Below are 20,513 nucleotides of genomic sequence, written 5' to 3'. Positions count from 1 at the left end.
GAGCCAGGATCAAACTCTCCGACGCACACGGACGTGCTAGTGCCGGCGTTGTCGCAGGACGCGACGCTTTTAGCCGGCCTTCCGCCGTCCATGTAGATGATTAACGTCATTCCCAAAGGAATGAGCCTCGCACGCTTGTGCTTTGTTCAGTTTTCAAGGTTCTGAAGCACATGGAAGTTCAAAAACTTCCACATTGCGACAGGAAATCGCATTTTTTTAGTCATTGCTCACGCAAGACACATAGGACTTTATACAATCAGCACTACACTTCCCTTGCTTGAGCGACATTTTTAATCGTAACATCTTTTGACCTAAATGTCAATAGGATATTATTGGTTTCCCTCAAATTTTCTTCGAACACAATAAAAAGGAGCTATTTAATGGATACCATACCTTTTTAATAACTCCCTGAACATGACATAAAATGGTGTGTCAGGAGGGATTCGAACCCCCGACCGACGGCTTAGAAGGCCGCTGCTCTATCCAGCTGAGCTACTGACACCCGCTTTGGCGATTTATAGTGCTTAGTAAAATGTCTTCAACAAAAAAGCGGCAATAGCCACTATACCATGACCAAAAAGGAAAATCAACTGTTATTTTTAGACCAAAACTATACATTGCGGTATGATCTTAAATACCTGCCCATTTAGAGGGCAGGTAATTGGTCAAACAACATGACGCGAGCGGGAGCAGCATCCACATTTAACAACTTGAGAGGAGCTGCCACCATAAAATACACCCTCTCATCAACCTGATCCAGCTTGATTCCCTCTAGTATAATAATGTTCTTATTCATTAAAGTTTTATGAGTAGGGTGCCCAGGCTGATTGCGCTCAATGCCCAATGCATCAATTCCCACTCCCTTTACACCAATGTCAGCAAGATACCGGGCCCCATCCTCTTTTAGATAAATAAATTCAAAATTAAACTCTGTATCAAAGGAGTTTTTTGTTTTAAGCAGAATAAAATCGCTAGGGTTAATCTGTTTTTGTTCCAAATCTGCTTTGGAAATCCCGTCCTCCACATGGGTGAAGTCCAGCACCTTGCATGGACCTACCAGCTCTTCAAGCCGAATCGCCTCGATGGTTTCTCCATCCTCAAACATATGCAAATGGGCATCTACATGAGTCCCTGTGTGGACATCAAGGTGGATCCGCGTCTCATGCACTTTACCGGTTTTAAAATCACTCATTACTTCAAAATGAGGCTTTTTCTCTACCTTATTTTTATACACAGGCATATCTTGATGAATAGGCATGGAAATATCATAAATTTTCAAGTTAATCCCTCCTCGATATCCTCCTTAACTTGTTAAAAGAAAGGTGCTCAGCTAGTCATTTTAATACCGGCCACCATTTTAAGCCGTCATGTGCCACCAACTGCTCTGCCTCCTGCGGTCCCCAGGAGCCGGCTTTATATGTATAGAGTGGCACCTCACCACTCTCAAACGTGCGAACGATCGGATCAACAATTTTCCACGCCAGGGCAACTTCATCCCACCTGGTGAAGTATGTAGAATCACCTTCTAAACAATCTTTGACTAGCCGCTCATATGCTTCAGGTGAGTGAAATCCAGGTGAGCTGTTTTGCGTAAAGGACATGGACACAGGTGCAATTTTGTCCGTATCTTCAGGCTGCCTCAGGTTTAACTTAAGATAAATGCCATTTTCAGGGTAGATACGGATCACCAGCACATTGGGCTCCAGCTGCCCCGATTGGTTATAGTAAAGGGGCGGCAACTGTTTAAACTGAATAATCACTTCTGTTGCTTTTTTGGCTAAACGCTTCCCGGTGCGGATGTAAAAAGGAATACCTGCCCAGCGGAAATTATCAATGTAAAATTTGGCCGCGACAAACGTTTCTGTCTGTGAATTCGGGTTCACTTTTTCTTCTTCAACATATCCCTTGACAGTCTGGCTGTCTATCTCTCCAGCCAGATACTGGGCCCGTACAACATGCCGGGAAATTTCCTCGGCCTGGTGCATACGGCGAATGGAGCGCAGCACCTTTACTTTTTCATCGCGGATAGCCTCCGGTTTCAGTCTGCTGGGAGGTTCCATGGCCACCATGGTCATCATCTGCAGCATATGATTTTGAACCATATCCCGCAAAGCCCCAGCATGATCATAGTATCTGGCACGCCCTTCAACACCAACCACCTCACTGGATGTGATTTGCACATTGGAGATATACTGATTATTCCATACCGGCTCAAACAGCGTGTTGGCAAAGCGGATCACTTCTATGTTTTGCACCATTTCTTTGCCAAGATAATGGTCGATGCGGTAAATTTCTTCCTCACGAAACACCTGACCGATTTTTTCATTCAATACTTCTGCCGAGCGCAGATCGTGCCCAAATGGCTTTTCAATCACCACCCGCTTCCACCCCCGCTGCTTTAGAATGCCGGCCTGTTGCAAATGAAAGGTAACCGGTTCAAACAGCTCAGGTGCAATAGCCAAATAAAAAAGGCGGTTTTCAGGTATGTTAAAATCATGCTCAACTGTTTCAATCGTATGTAAAAGCGTCTGGTAATCTTCTACCTCTTCGATATCTAATGAAACATAAAAAAAGCGCGAGATAAAATCCCTCCACTCATTATTCACCGGATAACGGGCAAACGACTCAATTGATGATTTGACATGTTCCCGGAACACATCTTGGCTTAATGAGCGGCGCCCAACTCCTACCACTGCAAATTGTTCCGGCAACTGATGCTCTCGAAATAAGCTGTATAAAGCAGGAAATAACTTGCGTTTGGCCAGATCTCCAGTCGCTCCAAATAAGATCATTGTTGCAGCTTCTGTCATCAAGGACTCCTCCACTGGTCGTAATCTAAACATAAGTTGCCCAACCCTTCATTATCATATCTTATCCTAAGTTGACCTTCAAAGACAAATCTCTGTGCTTCTTTTCGACGGATTTGCTTAATCGACAAGATTCCCCCCTTAAGCGTTGAGCGTAAATTTGTTATAATAAATAAAAAAATCTCATTTATTCTTTTACAAATAGGAGAGATACATTTATGGCTCGAAGGATAGCCACCGAGTACAGAAATATCCTTATTGATCTCAATCTTACCCAGTTTGAAGAGTTTATGCATTTCTTACAGGAGGCCGATATTCAAACGGAAGTACGTATATTTGAAAATGGCGACAAAGAGTGTATTCTATATGATGAGTACAGCATGATCCCGCTTGCTTTTCGGAATATGGGGTCTTATCTCAAGTGTACAGGTAATTTTGTCGTTTACAACTGGAACATCGCCTATGCTTTGCAAAGGTCATTACAGCAGTTTAAAGGAAACGCCATTTGCTACCGGATTTATAGAGGAGAAATTATTGAATATGAGTACGTCCAAGGTCAAATTATGAAAATCACGGAAATAAAAAACGGCAAAAAACAGCTTATCTACTACTCAGAGGATACATTCCCATATGTTCAACAGCAACTGTATGATTCAAATAAAATCGAGACACAAATTGCCGAAATTAAAGCCGAAATTGATTGCTTGTTGGACCAGCGTATCACAGCACACAAAGCAAAAGTGGCGGATATTGATGAACAATTAAAAAGCTTGGTTAAAAAATTATTTATCCTTGAAGCATAATTAAAAGACTGATTGGTTCATGCTTACTGGCAAGATGCAAAGTTGCACTGCATCTTGCATTATTTTTTTGGGCAAAAAATTTATCCAAAAATCTATTGCACAATACCCTTACACATGTTATCTTATTTTTTGTAACAATAGGAACCAGGATTCACTCAAGGATCATCTCCTCTAAGTGAATGACGTAGGTCCTAGCCTTATGACGAAATCATTAGCTAGGGGAGGGGACCGAAAGATGGAATACTCAACTTTCGGAAGACATATTGCACTGGATACTTGGGGTGTTGATTTCGATCTGCTCAATCATGCGGAAAAGCTAAAACAATACCTGGTGGAAGCTGCCGAAGCATGTGGAGCAACAGTGTTATCAGTCCAAGCAAAACAATTTGAACCACAGGGGGCTACCGTGCTGGTGCTCTTATCGGAGAGCCATCTTTCCATTCATACCTATCCTGAAAAAGGTTTTGCTGCATTAGACTGCTACACCTGTGGTGAACAAGTTGATCCGGAGATTGCGATTCAATATCTAGTTGAGATTTTAAAACCGACAAAAATTTATTCCCGAAAGCTTATTCGCGGTACCGGCAACATTGAAGTTGTTGAACCTCGTGTTAACAACCGTGTCTTGTCTTCAAAGAAAGAGTAAGTATCACAACCGTATGTGAACAAACTTGGCTTTCGCTGAGCTTATAGCTGGCGGAAGCCTTTCGTGTGTATAGAAAAGCCCTTAACAATAGTGACTCCCTTGAAAAATACAAGGCAAATCCATTGTTAAGGGCTTTTTTGATCTGTGTTGTAAACAAGGCATTACACAATCAACGGTCAGTATGTAGCCAGTGATGAAAGTGAGCCTGTAAGCCGGGTTCTGTCCTCCCGGTGGTTTTGCGGCTTGCGCCTCCCACACCATGGAGTGGCAATCATCTATCTAGGCTATACATCGCTGTATAGCTCAAGCGACCAACCACGGGACGCTTCGGGCCAAAGCGGTTGACACAATGGTCAACTCATCCCTATTTGGTCTTGCACCGGATGGGGTTTACCAGGTCGAAAGTTGCCAGTCGACCTCGTGAGCTCTTACCTCACGCTTCCACCCTTGCCTGTGACGCACAGGACGTGCTAATGCCGACGTTGTCCTGTGCGTCCATCGGCGGTCTATGTTTCTGTGGCACTATCCTTCAGCTCGCGCTGACCAGCCGTTAGCTGGCATCCTGCCCTGTGGTGCCCGGACTTTCCTCAAGCGATCCCAATGATCACTTGCGATTGCCCGGCTCACTTTCATCATTCAGTTTTATGGCGCAATTGACAGTATATCATGATTGTCCCTCTCCATTCAACCCATTAACTTTTGCTATCAATAGAAAAAATGACCAATTTCCCGGCATGAGAGCGAGTGGGTTTCCTCTCACATCAATTCATGGTACGATGAAAACAATAATGCACAAAGGAGTTGTCCTGCTGATGAGAGTGATTAAAATTTCTCCCCGGGGGTACTGTTACGGCGTCGTCGATGCCATGAAACTGGCCAGCGAAGCAGCGGCTAATCCAGACTTACCCCGGCCGGTCTATATTATAGGCATGATTGTCCACAACCAGCATGTGGTTGATGCTTTCAAAGAACAGGGCATAATCACCCTTGACGGGCCCAACCGTTTGGAGATTATTAAGCAAGTCGATCACGGGACCGTGATTTTTACTGCTCACGGCGTTTCGCCTGAGGTGCGCAGGATTGCCCGTGAAAAAGGGCTGACCATTATAGACGCCACCTGCCCTGATGTGACCAAAACTCATGATTTGATTAGAGAAAAAGTAGCCACAGGTTATAAAGTTATCTACATCGGTAAAAAAGGACATCCCGAGCCGGAGGGCGCCATGGGCGTGGCCCCCCAGGATGTGGTGCTCATTGATTCGGTTGAAGAAGTGGAAAAACTGGATCTGAACAGTGACAAAATTTTGGTTACAAACCAGACAACAATGAGTCAATGGGATGTCAAGGAGATCATGGATAAAGTACTGGAAAAATACCCTCATGCAGAACTCAACAACGAAATTTGCCTGGCCACACAAGTGCGTCAGGAAGCTGTTGCTGAACAGGCCAAACTATGTGATCTAACAATTGTGGTTGGAGACCCCAAGAGCAACAACTCCAATCGTCTGGCTCAGGTGTCTGAAGAAATTGCCGGCACCCCCGCCTACCGGGTTGCTGATGTCAGTGAAATCAAGCGTGAATGGCTGGAAGGAGTGAAAGTCGTCGGTGTCACTTCCGGTGCCTCCACTCCCACTCAAGTGACCAATGAAGTGATTCAATACCTGGAACAATATGATCCTGAAAACCCAGACACATGGCAACCAAAACGGCGGCTTAATCTTAGCCGCATCCTGCCCAAGCCCCGTAAACGGAAACATGCTGCTCAGGGAGAATAAGGGTCACACTTGGGTTGTCTTCCACTCCCCCCCTTTAAAACGTTTGATAATCAGAAAAGAACGGATGATCTGATCAACAGCAACGGCTAACCACGCCCCAGCGAGTCCCCACTCCAAAAGAAAGACAAACACCAAACACAGCACCACTCGGAATCCCCATACACCGACCATCATCGCATACAGGGGGTACTTCGTATCCCCTGCCCCTCTGAGGGCACCGGCCAAAATAAACTGAGTGGACTGAGCCACTTGGACCGCCCCAATAATGCGCAATGCATTGGTTCCTTCCTTAATCACTTCACCGTCGGCAGTAAAAGCCATCATAATGTAGGGAGCAAAAAGAATAAAACACAGTCCAATACTTCCTGAGACAATCATCCCCAGTTTCCGGGTTTCCCAGCCAAACCGTTCAGCCAAATCCGGCTTTTGGGCGCCCAAACCTTGCCCTACCAAGGTAGTGGCCGCTACGGCAAAAGCCATTCCTGGCATAAACGTCATACCCAGTACAGTGAAACAAATTTGGTGAGCTGCAAAAGCAACCGTGCCCAAGTAAGCAACTACCCTGGCAAATATGATTTGTCCGGCACGCAAGACAAACTGTTCTCCAGCTGCAGGGAGACCCACGTGTATAATCCGTTTCATAGTCTGTGGGACAACACGGAACAGATTGCTCCAAACTAAGCGGATGTCACCTTTACCCCCAAACAAAACGAGCAAAAAAGCAACAGTAGCCGCTAAGCGGGCCAAGGCGGTTGCGATGGCCGCTCCAACCACTCCCAAAGCCGGAAAGCCAAAATACCCATATATAAGGGGGAATCCAACCAGGATAACCAGCATATTGGCCGCCACATTCACTTTCATCGGTGTCCGTGTGTCACCTGCCCCGCGCAAGATGGCGGCAAGCCCCATGGAAAAACTGAAGAATCCCAACGAGGCAAAAATAATTTGGGCATAGAGCACACCGTCCACCAATACTTCCGGCGCCGCTCCCATCAACACCAATATCTGTTCACTAAGGGGAAACATGATGCTGATCACAATCACAGATAAGATGGTATTCAGCAAAAAAGCCTGCTGTGCTGCCAGGTTAGCCTCCTTGTATTCGCCTGCACCGATCGCCCTGGCAATCACTGCCGTTGTGCCCACGTTTAAGGCCATAAAAACAGCTAAAGCAAGAAATACAGGTTGAATCGTGAGTCCGACAGCAGCCACTGCTTCAGGACCTACTCTGCCCACCATCATCATGTTAATCAGCTGCACCACATTGAGCAGAACCATTTCAGTTAAAGAAGGTCCGGCCAGCTGCAAAATTTTTTTGCGAATAGCCTTTGAGCCGCCTTCCTCAAGCGCCTCAATTTCTGCCTGATTCAAACTTTTCCCCATCGTTTCTCTCCTCCGATATTATTTAGTATACCGAAATATCGACTTAAAAAAAAGATGCAGTTTGGAAGCACTGCATCAAAATCAGTAACTGTATTAAATCATTTGGAAGGGGTCCGTATTGACTTCGGAGGAGAGAATGTCCACACTGACTTTGTGTTCCTTGGCCTTTTCCGTTAAAACTTGCTGCAGACCTCTGATCATGACTTTCTCGGCATGATGCCCGGGGTCCACCAGCTTCAGTCCGGCCATAAGCGCATCTTGAGCGGTATGGAAATAAACATCACCAGTGACCAAAACATCGGCCCCTTTAAACAAGGCCTGCTGTACATATTTATTTCCATCCCCTCCAAGCACGGCCACTTTTTTAACGGGAGCATCCAACGGACCAACAACGCGGCAAAACGGAACATCAAACGCCTCTTTCACCTGGGCTGCAAAAGCCTGCAAGCTGATTTCCTGTTTGAGATAACCGATCCGTCCCAAGCCCCGCGCTTCACCAGGCTGATCAAGTTGATAGATATCGTAGGCGACCTCTTCATAGGGGTGTGCTTTAATCATGGCTTGGATCACTTGTTTCTCAATGGAAGCAGGGAAAATAGTCTCTATTTTCACCTCTTCCACCTGCTCAATTTCCCCTTGGCTGCCTATAAACGGATTGGTCCCTTCTCCAGGCTTAAATGTGCCGATACCGTCCGTTCTAAACGTACAGTGGCTATAATTGCCAATATGCCCGGCTCCTGCATCTCCCAGGGCCTGTCGTACCTGTGCCTCGTGATCGCGCGGAACAAATACCATTAACTTCTTCAACGTTTCATGCTGGGTCGGGGCCAACACTTCCACATCTGAAAGTTCCAAGCGTTGAGCAAGCCAATCATTTAGTCCACCTGGAGCCACATCAAGATTGGTATGGGCGGCATAGACCGCAATGTCATGTTGCAAGAGACGGGCCAGCACCTTGCCTTGTGGCAAGTCGGTCCGCAAATGGGCTAATGGCCGAAACACGGGAGGATGATGAGCGATGATCAGCCCTGCTCCTTTGGCTATAGCCTCCTCCACAACAGCGGGGGTAACATCCAATGTGATCAGGACTTTGTTAACTTTCTTGTTTAAAGTGCCGATTTGTAAGCCAATGGGATCTTTCTCCACTGCCAGAGATTTAGGTGCAAACTGTTCAAGCCACTGTATCACAGTTTGGGCGTGAACACTCATTAACCAATCCCTCCTTCAATCAGTCGTAATTCCTGCTCAATATACTCCCTTTTATCTTTGCTTGTTTCACTCTCCGATTTTTTCAGAGAGGATAAGATGCGCTTTCTTTGTTCATATTCCTGCTGCCATTTGTCTTGAAAGGCCTCGTTTTTTTCCGCCAGCAGGAATGGGCCCATCAAAATGGCCTGCGCTTTCTGTTGTGAACTGAGCCCTGCATAAGGGGCCTCACCATCACCGGGTTCGGCCATCAAAATTTCATAATGCTTGCCGTTTTCAGCTACGATTTTCTCTCCTTTCAATTCCCAGTCATGCTCCAGCATCCACAAACGCAGCAGATGGGCCGAAATATTGGGTTGTACAACCAGACGGCGCACACCATTCAACTGATCATGTCCCTTGCTTAAAATCTCACACATCAAGGAACCGCCCATACCAGCGATGACAACCACATCCACTTCCCCAGGAGCGATAACATCCAGTCCATCTCCCCGCCTGACATCAATCACACTCTCTAATTGATACTGCTGCACATGGGCTTGGGCAGCAGCGATAGGACCCTCGTTGACGTCCCCTGCCACTGCTGTACTGATTTTGCCTTCCAAGGCGAGATAGACCGGCAGGTAAGCATGGTCTGTGCCAATATCGGCGATCCGGGCCCCAATAGGAATGAAGCTGGCCACAGCAGCCAAGCGTCTGGATAACGGTTGTTGGTTACTCATATGTATCCCCTTCTTAGCGAAAAGAGAACCTCTTCTGAGAAGAAGTTCTCTTATTCCGGTCATATTTTTAAATACATCACAGGGAATGGCAGAAAAAAATTCCTGTTCCCTCTTGTTATTCCTGCTCCCCTTCACTCTCTTCAAAGTCGAGAGAAACGAGATAGTCGGCAATCTCCTCCATCTCTTCGGCACTTAGATGGGTCTGAGCAGGCATAGCCCCTTGGCCATTTTCTAACACAGCAATGATTTCCTCTTTACTTAAATCAATATCGATCAGTGAAGGACCGGAAACACCTTCTAGGTTTTGTCCATGACAGGCCAAACACCCATCAAAAGAAGCTGGAAGATCTAAAGCGACCACATCTTCCTGTGCCCCATTTTCTTCTTCAGCCAAGTCCCCTTGCTGCAGCCCGATAATACCCAGGACAATGGCTAAACCTAATCCCAAAGCAAAAATGGTAAAAAACACTTTAATCGGGTTCACTGCCACAATTCCTCCTTGTTCATTAAAAAATCCTCACAACTGAAAATTATACCATGTCCTTATCATTCTATCCACTTTTGCTTCTTTATTTTAGCAACCTGCACTTAGTTGCATCGAGTGAGCAATCGCTCAGAATTTGTTATGACTAATCAACAACCAATTTCACGGGCAATAATATTGCGTTGAATTTCAGAAGTGCCTTCTCCAATCTCCAACAGCTTGGCATCCCGGAAATAACGCTCCACATGATAATCGCGCATGTAACCATTGCCTCCGTGGATTTGCACCGCTTGATTGCATACTTGCATGCATATCTCAGAAGCAAATAGTTTGGCCATGGAAGCCTCTTTGGTAAAATTTTTCCCCTGATCCTTTAACCACGCTGCTTTATAGACCATCAACCGGGCCAGCTCAATGTTCATGGCCATGTCAGCCAGCTTATGTTGAATGGCTTGAAATTTTGAGATGGAGCGGCCAAATTGGACTCTTTCCTTGGCATACTGCAACGCTTTGTCATAAGCAGCCTGGGCGATGCCCACAGCCATGGCTCCAATCCCGATTCGCCCGCCGTCCAAAGTGACGAGAAATTGTTTAAACCCTTCACCCCGTTTACCTAAAATATTCTCATCTGGCACCCTTACACCCTCCAAGACCAGTTCTGTGGTGTTTGAAGCATGCAGTCCCATTTTTTCATAGTTGTCAATCACTGTAAATCCTTTGGCAATAGTAGGCACGATAAAGGCCGTAATTTCCTTCTTGCCGTCTTTTTCCCCGGTCACAGCGGTCAAAGCCAAATTCTTGGCATAACTGGCATTGGTAATATAGCACTTGTTCCCATTAATCACCCATTCACCACCCTCTTGTTTGGCTGTAGTCCGGGTCCCTCCCGCATCTGAGCCAGCGTTCGGTTCGGTTAAACCAAAAGCCCCCAGATACTCACCAGTACATAAAGGGGTCAGATATTTTTCTTTTTGTTCCTTGGTGCCAAACAGATGAATAGGTGCACCTCCTAAGGAGACATGGGCTGAATAGGTGATTCCTGTCGACCCGCATGCCCGGCTTAGCTCTTCCACAACGATGCAAAAGCTGATCGTATCAGCTCCCCCGCCCCCATACTCCTCAGGAAACGGCAGACCTAAAAGCCCCAGCTCACCCAGTTTATCAAAAATTTCCTTGGGGAACAGCCGGTGCTTATCCCGGTATTCAGCTCCGGGAGCCACCTCCTGTTCGGCAAACTCGCGAATCATTCTCAACAGGAGCTGTTGGTCTTGATTGAGCTCAAAATGCATGCGCTTTCCCCCTCGCCACATATTGTATGCGCTTTCATTTGTGGTCCGCACACTCTAAATTTATTATAATCATTCCTCGTTATTATTTGCAAGAATATTCGTTTTAGGTTAAATTTTTATTATATATAAATATATTTGATTTGCAATCCTGCTTAAAAGCGGCTAAAATAGGAAAAAAAGATATCCTTTCATAAAAAAGAAAGCCCTACTCCCAACACTGGGAATAGAGCATAGTCAAGAGAAAGCGTAAACCTTGAAAGTGATAAGAGTAAATAGCGCTAATTCCAGCAAAAACTTACTCCAGAAAGTCTTTTAAACGCTTGCTGCGGCTGGGGTGACGCAGTTTGCGCAGGGCTTTGGCTTCAATTTGGCGGATCCGCTCCCGGGTTACACCAAATACTTTGCCCACTTCTTCCAATGTGCGTGTCCGCCCGTCATCCAAACCAAACCGCAAGCGAAGCACATTTTCTTCACGGTCCGTTAAGGTATCCAGCACATCTTCCAGTTGCTCTTTAAGCAGCTCATATGCTGCAGCATCTGAGGGTGCCAGTGCATCCTGGTCTTCGATAAAATCGCCCAGATGGGAATCGTCTTCTTCCCCAATCGGGGTTTCCAGCGAGACAGGTTCTTGTGCGATTTTGAGAATCTCCCGTACTTTTTCCGGCGTGAAGTCCATTTTTTCGGCAATCTCTTCTGGCGTGGGCTCACGGCCTAAATCTTGAAGCAATTGACGCTGGACACGAATGAGTTTGTTGATGGTTTCCACCATGTGCACTGGAATGCGAATGGTCCGGGCCTGGTCAGCAATGGCGCGGGTAATCGCTTGGCGAATCCACCAGGTGGCGTAGGTGCTGAATTTGTAGCCCTTGCGGTAATCAAATTTTTCAACGGCTTTAATCAGCCCCATGTTTCCTTCCTGGATCAAGTCCAGAAAGAGCATGCCGCGCCCTACATAACGCTTGGCGATACTGACCACAAGGCGCAGGTTGGCTTCAGCAAGCCGCTGTTTGGCTTCTTCATCCCCCTGTTCAATCCGTTTGGCCAGTTCAATTTCCTCATCGGCCGATAAAAGGGGAACGCGCCCAATCTCTTTTAAATACATGCGCACCGGATCGTTAATTTTAATTCCCGGTGGAATCAGTTCGTCATCCAGTTTAAATTCGTCGTCCTCATCAATGTCGATAGGAAGCCCATCTTCCTCAACATCATTCAATACTTCAATGCCTTGTTCAGTCAAATATTCATAAAACTCATCGATTTGATCCGCATCCTGATCAAATCCAGAAAGACGTTCCATAATCTCTTTATATGTTAAGACACCGCGTTTTTTACCTAATTCTGTCAACTGTTCCTTCACTTGCTCCAGAGTCAGCTCGGTATCTTGAGGTTCAATTTGTTGGTCTGCCATTATTCTCCCTCCTTCCATGAGGTGTGAGTATCATGTGAAGGCACAAGATGATTAAGCTGTTTTTTCATTTCAATAATCTCCATTGCTATGCGGGCGGCTTCAAGTACATCTCCCTGCCGCTCCGCTTTTTTCTTCTCTTCTTCTTTTTGTTCAAGCTGCTTAAGATAGGGATATCTTAATACTTGCTGAACATAATCCTGCAACTCTTGTGAGGATAGTTCAGGACTAAGCGTCATGGACGACAGGTGGCTGGCCAGCTGGATCAGCTCCCGGTCGTCCAGTGTAGATATAAACAAGCGGACATCAGCCTCTTGGCCGTCAGCGTAAAAAGCATACAGATAGGCGGCCAACCGCTGATGCTCCTCCTGGTTAAACCGGCTGCCAACCAGCTGCTCCACTTCTTTGGCTGTCTCTTTGCTTTGCAACATATAAGCGAGCAGCAGCCGTTCGGCGTTGATATAGGCTGGTTGCAGCTTAGTGGCAGCGGGCAATACACTTGCCCTTTGCACTGCTTCTTGGTTCTGCTTACCCTGTTCCTGCTGCCTGCGCCGCTCTTGTTTGTACAATTGGTACTGCTCCCTTTTCAAGGCATCAAGAGATAATGAGAATTCGTCAGCCAGCTGGCGCAAGTAATGGTCCCGCTCCACCGCCCGCCTTAAGCGGCTGATGACGCGCAAGGCATCTTGAATATAGGCCATGCGCTCTCCATCATCAGAGAGGCGCCTGCCTTTCTTTAGCCGTTCCAGCTGAAAGGCGGTCAGGGATTGGGCTTGATCCAGCACCTGACGCCGGAAGGCCTCCGCACCAAACGTTTGAATATAGTCATCCGGATCCAAATCATCCGGCACTGTGGCCACTTTGACCAGACACCCCTGTTGGTGAAGCTCCTCAGCCGCCCTGACGGCCGCATTCATTCCGGCCTCATCTCCGTCGTAACAAATAATCACCTTTTCTGCGTTGCGCCGCAGCAGGCGCGCTTGATCCTCAGAAAGGGCAGTTCCCAACGTTGCTGTTGCATATAATATTCCCGCTTGATAGGCGGACAAAACATCACCGTACCCTTCAAATAGCACAGCCGTCTGATGTTGGCGCATGTTCTGCCGGGCACGATGGAAATTAAAAAGCTGTTTGCTTTTGTGAAAGATTAAGGTTTCCGGGCTGTTAAGGTATTTAGGATGTCCTTCCCCAATCAAACGCCCTCCAAATCCAATCACTTGCCCCTGGTTATCCCAGATGGGGAACATCACCCGTCCCCGAAAACGGTCAAAATAGCGATCACCACCTTCACCTTTTGCTAGCAATCCAGCCTTCTCCATCAGCGGAAGCGGAAAATTCCGTTTAGCTAAAAACCGGGTTACAAAGTCCCATGAATCCGGGGCGTAGCCCAATTGAAACGTCTTGATCGTTTCCTCGTTAAACCCTCTTTGTTGAAGATAACGGAGTGCTTCCTGACCTTCCTTACGTTCCAGGAGAATATGATGATAAAGTTGAGCCATCAGGCGATGAGCCTTCAACATCCATGTTTTCTCTTCCTGCTTCCGTTTGTTCTGAACAGGAGCGGTGTCACTGATTTGTACAGGTACGCCTGCTTTTTCCGCAAGCTGCCTGACAGCTTCCCCAAAGGTGAACCCTTCGATCTCCATTAAAAAAGTGATGGCGTTTCCACCCGCCCCGCATCCAAAGCAATGGTAGACTTGCTTTTCAGGGGAAACAGAAAAAGACGGTGTTTTTTCCGAATGGAAGGGGCACAGCCCCATAAAATTTTTACCGCTTTTTTTTAGCTGGACGTACTCACCTGCTAACTCAACCAGATCAACCTGGCTCAAAATGTGCTGGATTGTCTCTTCGGAGATTGGCTTATACATATGCGTCAACCCTATACATACAAAACAGTATGTCTGTCAAAAAATCGCCATAATCTCCTATTCTACATAAACACCAAAAATCCTTCCCTAAAAAATATGTTTTAATAATTCGAATTTTGTCGTATTCTGTCAAAAAATATAGCTTGACATTTTGTTTTTTTATTATCTTAACCACCTTATCCTAAAAAAAAACTTGACTTTTTTATTTTTTATGTTCCTAATGTGGTTCTTTCACCATTTTATTCTCTATCATGGCTGACATTCCTTCTTTTTTTGCAAAAAAATCTAAAAAAACAAGCCTAAAGAACCTTGGGTTCTTAAGGCTTGCGCAATTTCTCCAGTATGATGTTGGCTGTTTCTTCCACAGCTTTATTGGAAACATCGATCACCTGGCAGCCAATTCTCTCCATCACCTGCTGTGCATAAGCCAGCTCTGCTTTAATCCGCTCCAGTTTGGCGTAATTGGCTTGAACTTCGAGGCCGAGTGACTTTAGCCGCTCCGAACGAATTTCAATCAGTTTCTCAGGCGTAATGGTCAGACCGACACAGCGTTCAGGGTCCACTTTAAATAACTCTTCAGGCGGCGCCACCTCCGGCACCAAGGGTACATTGGCCGCTTTAACCCGCTTATGGGCCAAATACATAGACAGAGGGGTTTTTGAGGTGCGTGAGACTCCGATGAGAATCACATCGGCCCGCAACAATCCCCGCGGGTCCCGCCCATCATCGTATTTTACGGCAAATTCAATCGCCTCCACTTTACGGAAATAGTCTTCGTCCAATTGATGGACCATGCCCGGACGGAAACGGGGCGGATCTCTAAACAGAACCTGCAACCCATCAATCATGGGACCCATAATATCAATCGCTTTCACATGAGCCTTTTTCGCTTCAGTTAGCAGATATTCTCGCAATTCAGGAACAACAAGGGTAAAGACAATCACGGCCTCCGAGTCTTTAGCCATGCTAATCACTTCATTAATGGTGGCCACATCTTCCACATAGGGAATCCGGCGTAATTCGATTTGGGACAAATCAAACTGGCTGGCGGCCGCCTTGGTGACCAGCTCCGCTGTTTCGCCCACAGAGTCTGAGACAATATAAACTTTCGGTTTGCCGTTTAAGCTTTTCATCATAACCTCCTTATAACTCTTCATTGCCTAAGTCTACATAGGCCCGGGTAATGGTTGTTTTGGTGATGCGTCCTATAATTTCATACTTTGTCTCCGTTTGACTGCCATCCTTCCCTTGTTTCGGCCTGACGACAGGCAAAGCATCAATCTGGTAGCGGATCAGTTTTGATGCTGCTTCATGTAAGGTTTCATCGGGATAGGTTAGAATAATATTAGGCATACGTGTCATAATGATGCTGACCGGAACATCTTCCAAATTCTGTTTGCCAATGGCTGAACGTAAAAGATCTTTGCGGGACACCACGCCAACCAAATCGTTCTGCTCGTTGACCACAAACAGGGTGCCCACATCCTCCAGAAACATTGTGCAAATGGCATCATAGACGGATGTGTTTTCTTTGACCAAAATGGGAACCGACTTGTAATCTTTCACTCGTTTATTTTTAATACTTTCCCCGATGGCTTGCATCGTCGTTTTGCCAGTGTAAAAATAACCCACCCGGGGACGGGCATCCAGAATGCCGGCCATGGTCAAAATGGCCAAATCCGGCCTTAAGGTGGCACGGGTGACGTTTAGCTTCTCGGCGATGCTTTCACCGGTGATCGGCCCCTCATCTTTTACAATTTGAATAATTTTTTCCTGACGGTCTGTTAGTTCGATGATTGTTCACCACCTTTTCTCTAAACCAACCACTGCAAAGTGGGTCAAAAACCTGTTACCAGGTGACTTAGTCGTCTAAAATAATACTATCTGTTCGGATAGCAGGATTCAAGTCTTTTCCTCCCCGAACAATAGTAATTATAGCAATGTTAAGAAAGCACTTGCTATTCTTAGTTTCAGGTATCCAGTGCAAACTAAGCTATAATACAATTGAAGGTTATCATTTAACTGGAACAGATATTTACACCACCCCTGAAGAGGTGATGCCCATGTTGTTTAAAGGACGGCTTGGAGTACTCAGCTCCTTTGATTACCACGCTTTAAGAAAAATTTACGACAAAGGGATCAAACAGGTAACGCTAGAACTCGTGCACGTGGATTATACGGCTGATGAACTGCGGGATATGATGAAAATGACCCAGGTTAGACCTATTGCTGTCCGGCTGCCCCAGGTGTTTCATCTCGGACATCGAGCTGTGGACATGGACAGTTTAACTCAGTTGTTGGACACACTGGGCAGCGCGTTCGAGGATTCCCGGCCGTTTATTATTTTGGAGACAAAAGCGGTGGCCTTGGGGGAGATTTTTGAGTACTTTGAAACCAAACCCGGTGACTTCAAAGCATTGTATGACTTCAAAGAAGTCTGGGTGGAAAATATTATCCACACATGCACACAAATTAAGGCAGTGGCAGATCAGCATCATCTCCCGCTGCTGATTGAAAATGTGCCCATGGGAGGTCCCCACTACTTTGAACCGGGACAAGCCAAAATTTATCCTGCCCTGCGCACTCCGCGCCACCTGTTAAAAATAGCGGAACAAACAGGTATTGGCTTGTGTTTTCACACCGGGAATGCCCGGATTTCAACCAATGTACTGCACTACATGAAGCGTTCCCGCAGTGTGTTTGCAGCAGCGACAGAAGAAGAGATCCTGACTGCTCCTGTTGATTGGCTTGAGTTTTATGAACAAATCCGTGATCACGTACAGCTTATTCACCTTTGCGACAGCCTGTCCTGGGGTGACACAGCTGGAAGCAATAACATTCCGTTCCGTTCCGATCATATTCCAGAACTCTTAAAGTTTGCCGAACAACTGGAGGAACCCATTCCCCCCATCGTCCTCCACTTGCGAGAAAGCGATGAGGATCAACAGCCCTCACTGTATCTGGAACAGATGTTGCAAACCCTCACAGAGTTAAAAACCGGTTAGCTGCACCTAACCGGTTTTTTTACATTATGATTTGGTTGGAAACACAAGCTGTCCGAAGTCGGCATAGCGGTTAATGATCCGGGCAATGGAAGCCAGCATATTAAGCCGGTTGTAGCGAATGTTTTCTTGATCCACCATCACCATCACCTGTTCAAAATAACGGTCAATGGGTTCCTTTAGCTCAAACAGGGCCTGAAGCACCCGGTCCCATTCCCGTTTTTCCGCAAGACGCTCCACCTGTTCTTCAACTTCCCGATAGCGGGTATAGAGCAGCTGTTCTTCTTCCTGTTCAAACAAATCTGTTTGAATAGTTTCCAGCGGGCGCTCCAGTTTCTTGGCGATGTTGGTCACCCGAGTCAATGCTTCAACGTGTGGCTTGAAATCCTCTTTTTCTATTTCAGTTGACAGTATCATTCCTTTTTCAAACATGGCCACAAGATCATCATCATCGGCCGCCAACAACGCATCTATGATATCATAGCGCAGTCCTTCTTCCTGCATGCGGTTTTTCACACGCAGTTTGAAGAATGCCTCTAAATCCTGCATCACCTTATCCCGGGAGCGTTCGAGCAGCTGACGCTGTTCCAAAATCCCAACGCCCAGGTTGAATAATCTTGTCAATGAGAAAGGCCATTTGCGTGCCAAAACAATGGCCACAATGCCTGCTGCTTGACGGCGCAAACCATACGGATCCTGAGATCCGGAGGGAACAAGGCCGATACCAAAGAAACTGGAGACAGAATCAAGCTTGTCAGCAATGGCTAATACCGCACCCACATCGCTTTCTGGCAGCTGATCACCGCTGAACCGGGGCAGGTAGTGCTCAAAAATGGCTTTGGCCACTTGTTTTTCTTCACCAGCCAGAGTGGCGTATTCTTCCCCCATTTTCCCTTGCAATTCAGGGAATTCATATACCATTTGAGTGACAAGGTCAAATTTGCAAATGTCCGCAGCCCGGCTGACGTGCTGTTTAACAGGCTCAGCCAGCTTCAACATCTCAGCAAGCTCCAGGGCCAAACCCTTGACACGTCTCACTTTGTCTCCGATGGTACCCAGCTTTTCATGAAAAACCACATTTTCCAGCTTAGACAAAGCATCTTCAAGATCCAGTTTTTTATCCTCTTCATAGAAGAATCGGGCATCCGCCAGGCGGGCTCTCAACACTTTTTCATTCCCTTTGATCACGATGCCGTCTTGATCCGCTTTTCCATTGCGGATGGTGACAAAGTACGGTAACAGCTTGCCTTGCTGGTCTTTCACCGGAAAATAGCGCTGGTGCTCTTTCATCGATGTTATCAATACCTCGTCCGGGATATCAAGGAAAGACTGGTCAAACGTGCCCCAAACCGCCGTCGGATATTCAACCAGATAGGTGACCTCTTCCAAAAGTTCGTGATCAATAGGAATCTGCCAGCCATGCTCTTCTTCCAGTTGGTGCAGCCCTTGGACAATCGCTTCTTTCCTTTCCTCCGGATTAACCAGCACATAATGTTGCTTCATCACTTGGACATAGCTGGCTGGGTCTTCGATTGTCACCTTCCCGCTTAAAAAGCGGTGACCCCATGAATGGTTACTGGTCTTAACCCCGGTGATTTCAAAGGGAATCACCTCCTGGCCGTACAATGCCACGATCCAGCGGATGGGGCGAACAAAAGTAAAGTCATAAGCACCCCAGCGCATATTTTTGGGAAAACTCATGCTCTCAATCACGCTTTTGAGATGAGGCAACAGTGCTTTGGTCGGTTGTCCGCTAATGTGCTTTTTGACAAACAAATACTCGGTTCCTTTGTGGGTGTCCACATATAAATCGTTGGGTTCGACCCCTTGGGAACGGGCAAAGCCCAGTGCTGCTTTGGTCCAGTTACCTTCTTCATCCAAGGCAATCTTTTTGGCCGGGCCTTTGGCCACCTCAATTTGATCTTCCTGCTTCCCGGCCACTCCCTCAACCAATACCGCTAAACGGCGCGGTGTAGCAAAGGATGTGATCTGCCGGTAAGCAATACGCTGTTCTGTTAGCCACTCCGATACACGCTGACCCAGTTGCTGTCTCGCTTCTTCGGCAAAACGGGCCGGAATCTCCTCCAAACCAATCTCCACTAAAATATCTTGTTGGCTCATGCTGAACCCCCCTTGTCAACTTCAGCTTTTAACAACGGGAAACCAAGGCGCGCCCTTTCCTCGTAATAGGCCTTGGCACACGCTCTGGCCAACTGACGCACGCGGCCGATATAACCGGTCCGCTCTGTCACGCTGATGGCGCCCCTGGCATCCAGAAGGTTAAACGTATGGGAGCATTTCAACACATAGTCATAGGCAGGATAAATCAGTTTCTCTTCCAGGGCCCGGTTCGCTTCCTGCTCATAAACGTTAAACAACTGGAATAAAACCTTGCTGTCCGACACTTCAAAGGTATATTTGGAATGCTCATATTCCGGTTGCTGGAAGATATCTCTGTACGTCGTGCCATCTATCCATTCCAAATCAAACACATTTTCTTTGTCTTGCAGGTAAGAAGCAAGACGTTCCAAACCATACGTAATTTCCACCGACACGGGTTTTGCTTCCAGACCGCCGATTTGCTGGAAGTAAGTAAATTGGGTAATTTCCATGCCATCCAGCCACACTTCCCAGCCTAATCCGGAAGCAGCCAATGTGGGGGCTTCCCAGTTATCCTCCACAAAACGAATGTCATGCAAGGCAGGATCAATGCCCAGTGCTTTGAGACTGTCCAGGTACAGCTCTTGAATATGATCGGGAGACGGTTTCATGATCACCTGAAATTGGTGATGCTGATACAAACGGTTGGGATTTTCTCCGTAGCGGCCATCCACAGGCCGGCGGGATGGTTCCACATAGGCCACATTCCACGGTTCGGGACCGATGCAGCGCAAAAAGGTCATCGGATTCATCGTCCCCGCCCCTTTTTCCACATCATAAGGCTGGGCGATGACGCATTTGTGTTCACCCCAAAACTGCTGCAAAGTCAGAATCATGTCTTGAACATGCATAATGCACACCTCCATCTGTGAACAAAATAAAAACCCTCATACCCAGTCCAAAGACTAGGGACGAGAGTTTATCCCGCGGTTCCACCCTACTTGATGGGGAGCAGGTTCCGGC

The 20,513-nt window shown here is 46.7% G+C and carries 17 protein-coding genes, 1 tRNA gene and 1 other RNA gene; 4 read left to right on the top strand and 15 right to left on the bottom strand.

Annotated elements, in window-relative coordinates; translation table 11 throughout:
• Window positions 1-425: 425 nt before the first annotated feature.
• From J2S00_RS12070 to zwf, 3 genes are all read right to left on the bottom strand, one after another.
• Window positions 426-502: transfer RNA gene (locus tag J2S00_RS12070), tRNA-Arg, on the bottom strand.
• A 144-nt stretch (window positions 503-646) separates the two neighbouring features.
• Complete coding sequence (locus J2S00_RS12065; protein ID WP_307339979.1) at window positions 647-1,279, bottom strand: cyclase family protein; 633 nt, start codon at window positions 1,277-1,279, stop codon at window positions 647-649.
• 55 nt (window positions 1,280-1,334) lie between these two features.
• Window positions 1,335-2,810: a glucose-6-phosphate dehydrogenase gene (zwf, locus tag J2S00_RS12060; protein ID WP_307339975.1), complete on the bottom strand. Its 1,476-nt coding sequence runs from the start codon at window positions 2,808-2,810 to the stop codon at window positions 1,335-1,337.
• A gap of 215 nt (window positions 2,811-3,025) precedes the next feature.
• Between zwf and J2S00_RS12055 the strand changes: the two genes are divergently transcribed.
• Together J2S00_RS12055 and speD are read left to right on the top strand one after the other, a co-directional pair.
• Window positions 3,026-3,610: a hypothetical protein gene (locus tag J2S00_RS12055; RefSeq protein ID WP_307339972.1), complete on the top strand. Its 585-nt coding sequence runs from the start codon at window positions 3,026-3,028 to the stop codon at window positions 3,608-3,610.
• A 235-nt stretch (window positions 3,611-3,845) separates the two neighbouring features.
• The gene (speD, locus tag J2S00_RS12050; protein WP_307339970.1) at window positions 3,846-4,256 is read left to right on the top strand and encodes an adenosylmethionine decarboxylase; all 411 of its coding nucleotides are present in this window, start codon (window positions 3,846-3,848) and stop codon (window positions 4,254-4,256) included.
• 192 nt (window positions 4,257-4,448) lie between these two features.
• On the opposite strand, the gene rnpB is transcribed toward speD, so the two are convergent.
• Window positions 4,449-4,886: RNase P RNA component class A (gene rnpB, locus J2S00_RS12045), an RNA gene on the bottom strand.
• A 182-nt stretch (window positions 4,887-5,068) separates the two neighbouring features.
• Between rnpB and J2S00_RS12040 the strand changes: the two genes are divergently transcribed.
• Entirely contained in the window at window positions 5,069-6,031 is a 963-nt protein-coding gene (locus J2S00_RS12040; protein WP_307339969.1) for a 4-hydroxy-3-methylbut-2-enyl diphosphate reductase, read from the top strand.
• Between the two features lie 3 nt (window positions 6,032-6,034).
• Here the strand turns inward: J2S00_RS12040 and J2S00_RS12035 are convergent, their stop codons facing one another.
• The 9 genes from J2S00_RS12035 to ccpN form a co-directional block, all read right to left on the bottom strand.
• Window positions 6,035-7,414, bottom strand: a complete 1,380-nt coding sequence (locus J2S00_RS12035) for an MATE family efflux transporter (RefSeq protein ID WP_307339967.1) — start codon at window positions 7,412-7,414, stop codon at window positions 6,035-6,037.
• A 93-nt stretch (window positions 7,415-7,507) separates the two neighbouring features.
• Window positions 7,508-8,623, bottom strand: a complete 1,116-nt coding sequence (locus J2S00_RS12030) for a Nif3-like dinuclear metal center hexameric protein (RefSeq protein ID WP_307339964.1) — start codon at window positions 8,621-8,623, stop codon at window positions 7,508-7,510.
• On the bottom strand, window positions 8,623-9,342 hold the full coding sequence (locus J2S00_RS12025; RefSeq protein ID WP_307339961.1) for a tRNA (adenine(22)-N(1))-methyltransferase: 720 nt from the start codon (window positions 9,340-9,342) through the stop codon (window positions 8,623-8,625). Before J2S00_RS12025 ends, J2S00_RS12030 begins: the two co-directional genes overlap by 1 nt.
• A gap of 115 nt (window positions 9,343-9,457) precedes the next feature.
• Entirely contained in the window at window positions 9,458-9,826 is a 369-nt protein-coding gene (locus J2S00_RS12020) for a c-type cytochrome (protein WP_307339958.1), read from the bottom strand.
• Between the two features lie 149 nt (window positions 9,827-9,975).
• The gene (locus tag J2S00_RS12015) at window positions 9,976-11,115 is read right to left on the bottom strand and encodes an acyl-CoA dehydrogenase family protein (RefSeq protein WP_307339956.1); all 1,140 of its coding nucleotides are present in this window, start codon (window positions 11,113-11,115) and stop codon (window positions 9,976-9,978) included.
• A gap of 295 nt (window positions 11,116-11,410) precedes the next feature.
• A complete protein-coding gene (rpoD, locus tag J2S00_RS12010; RefSeq protein WP_307339954.1) occupies window positions 11,411-12,523 on the bottom strand; it encodes an RNA polymerase sigma factor RpoD in 1,113 nt (370 codons plus the stop codon).
• Window positions 12,523-14,388 (bottom strand): DNA primase, encoded by a 1,866-nt coding sequence (dnaG, locus tag J2S00_RS12005; RefSeq protein WP_307339951.1) that lies wholly within the window; start codon window positions 14,386-14,388, stop codon window positions 12,523-12,525. The genes rpoD and dnaG overlap by 1 nt, the downstream gene beginning before the upstream one ends.
• Window positions 14,389-14,705: 317 nt before the next feature.
• Window positions 14,706-15,521, bottom strand: coding sequence for a pyruvate, water dikinase regulatory protein (locus J2S00_RS12000; protein ID WP_307339948.1), 816 nt, complete (start codon window positions 15,519-15,521; stop codon window positions 14,706-14,708).
• A gap of 10 nt (window positions 15,522-15,531) precedes the next feature.
• Window positions 15,532-16,182: a transcriptional regulator CcpN gene (ccpN, locus tag J2S00_RS11995; RefSeq protein ID WP_307340008.1), complete on the bottom strand. Its 651-nt coding sequence runs from the start codon at window positions 16,180-16,182 to the stop codon at window positions 15,532-15,534.
• A 146-nt stretch (window positions 16,183-16,328) separates the two neighbouring features.
• Between ccpN and J2S00_RS11990 the strand changes: the two genes are divergently transcribed.
• Entirely contained in the window at window positions 16,329-17,393 is a 1,065-nt protein-coding gene (locus tag J2S00_RS11990; protein ID WP_307339944.1) for an IolE/MocC family protein, read from the top strand.
• A gap of 24 nt (window positions 17,394-17,417) precedes the next feature.
• Here J2S00_RS11990 and glyS read toward each other — a convergent pair whose 3' ends face one another.
• A complete protein-coding gene (glyS, locus tag J2S00_RS11985) occupies window positions 17,418-19,511 on the bottom strand; it encodes a glycine--tRNA ligase subunit beta (RefSeq protein ID WP_307339942.1) in 2,094 nt (697 codons plus the stop codon).
• A complete protein-coding gene (glyQ, locus tag J2S00_RS11980; RefSeq protein ID WP_307339939.1) occupies window positions 19,508-20,401 on the bottom strand; it encodes a glycine--tRNA ligase subunit alpha in 894 nt (297 codons plus the stop codon). The genes glyS and glyQ overlap by 4 nt, the downstream gene beginning before the upstream one ends.
• Between the last annotated feature and the right edge of the window lie 112 nt (window positions 20,402-20,513).

The sequence above is a fragment of the Caldalkalibacillus uzonensis genome (genome assembly GCF_030814135.1).
Lineage (GTDB): Bacteria > Bacillota > Bacilli > Caldalkalibacillales > Caldalkalibacillaceae > Caldalkalibacillus > Caldalkalibacillus uzonensis.
Note: the sequence above shows the minus strand (reverse complement) of the source record. Positions and strands in the feature narration are given on the sequence as shown.

What these genes read in the sequence shown, in the direction of transcription:
- zwf (WP_307339975.1), bottom strand. Translation starts at nt 2,810, where the DNA reads ATGACAGAAGCTGCAACAATGATCTTATTTGGAGCGACTGGAGATCTG.
- J2S00_RS12055 (WP_307339972.1), top strand. Translation starts at nt 3,026, where the DNA reads ATGGCTCGAAGGATAGCCACCGAGTACAGAAATATCCTTATTGATCTC.
- speD (WP_307339970.1), top strand. Translation starts at nt 3,846, where the DNA reads ATGGAATACTCAACTTTCGGAAGACATATTGCACTGGATACTTGGGGT.
- J2S00_RS12040 (WP_307339969.1), top strand. Translation starts at nt 5,069, where the DNA reads ATGAGAGTGATTAAAATTTCTCCCCGGGGGTACTGTTACGGCGTCGTC.
- J2S00_RS12035 (WP_307339967.1), bottom strand. Translation starts at nt 7,414, where the DNA reads ATGGGGAAAAGTTTGAATCAGGCAGAAATTGAGGCGCTTGAGGAAGGC.
- J2S00_RS12030 (WP_307339964.1), bottom strand. Translation starts at nt 8,623, where the DNA reads ATGAGTGTTCACGCCCAAACTGTGATACAGTGGCTTGAACAGTTTGCA.
- J2S00_RS12025 (WP_307339961.1), bottom strand. Translation starts at nt 9,342, where the DNA reads ATGAGTAACCAACAACCGTTATCCAGACGCTTGGCTGCTGTGGCCAGC.
- J2S00_RS12015 (WP_307339956.1), bottom strand. Translation starts at nt 11,115, where the DNA reads ATGCATTTTGAGCTCAATCAAGACCAACAGCTCCTGTTGAGAATGATT.
- rpoD (WP_307339954.1), bottom strand. Translation starts at nt 12,523, where the DNA reads ATGGCAGACCAACAAATTGAACCTCAAGATACCGAGCTGACTCTGGAG.
- dnaG (WP_307339951.1), bottom strand. Translation starts at nt 14,388, where the DNA reads ATGTATAAGCCAATCTCCGAAGAGACAATCCAGCACATTTTGAGCCAG.
- J2S00_RS12000 (WP_307339948.1), bottom strand. Translation starts at nt 15,521, where the DNA reads ATGAAAAGCTTAAACGGCAAACCGAAAGTTTATATTGTCTCAGACTCT.
- J2S00_RS11990 (WP_307339944.1), top strand. Translation starts at nt 16,329, where the DNA reads ATGTTAAGAAAGCACTTGCTATTCTTAGTTTCAGGTATCCAGTGCAAA.
- glyS (WP_307339942.1), bottom strand. Translation starts at nt 19,511, where the DNA reads ATGAGCCAACAAGATATTTTAGTGGAGATTGGTTTGGAGGAGATTCCG.
- glyQ (WP_307339939.1), bottom strand. Translation starts at nt 20,401, where the DNA reads ATGCATGTTCAAGACATGATTCTGACTTTGCAGCAGTTTTGGGGTGAA.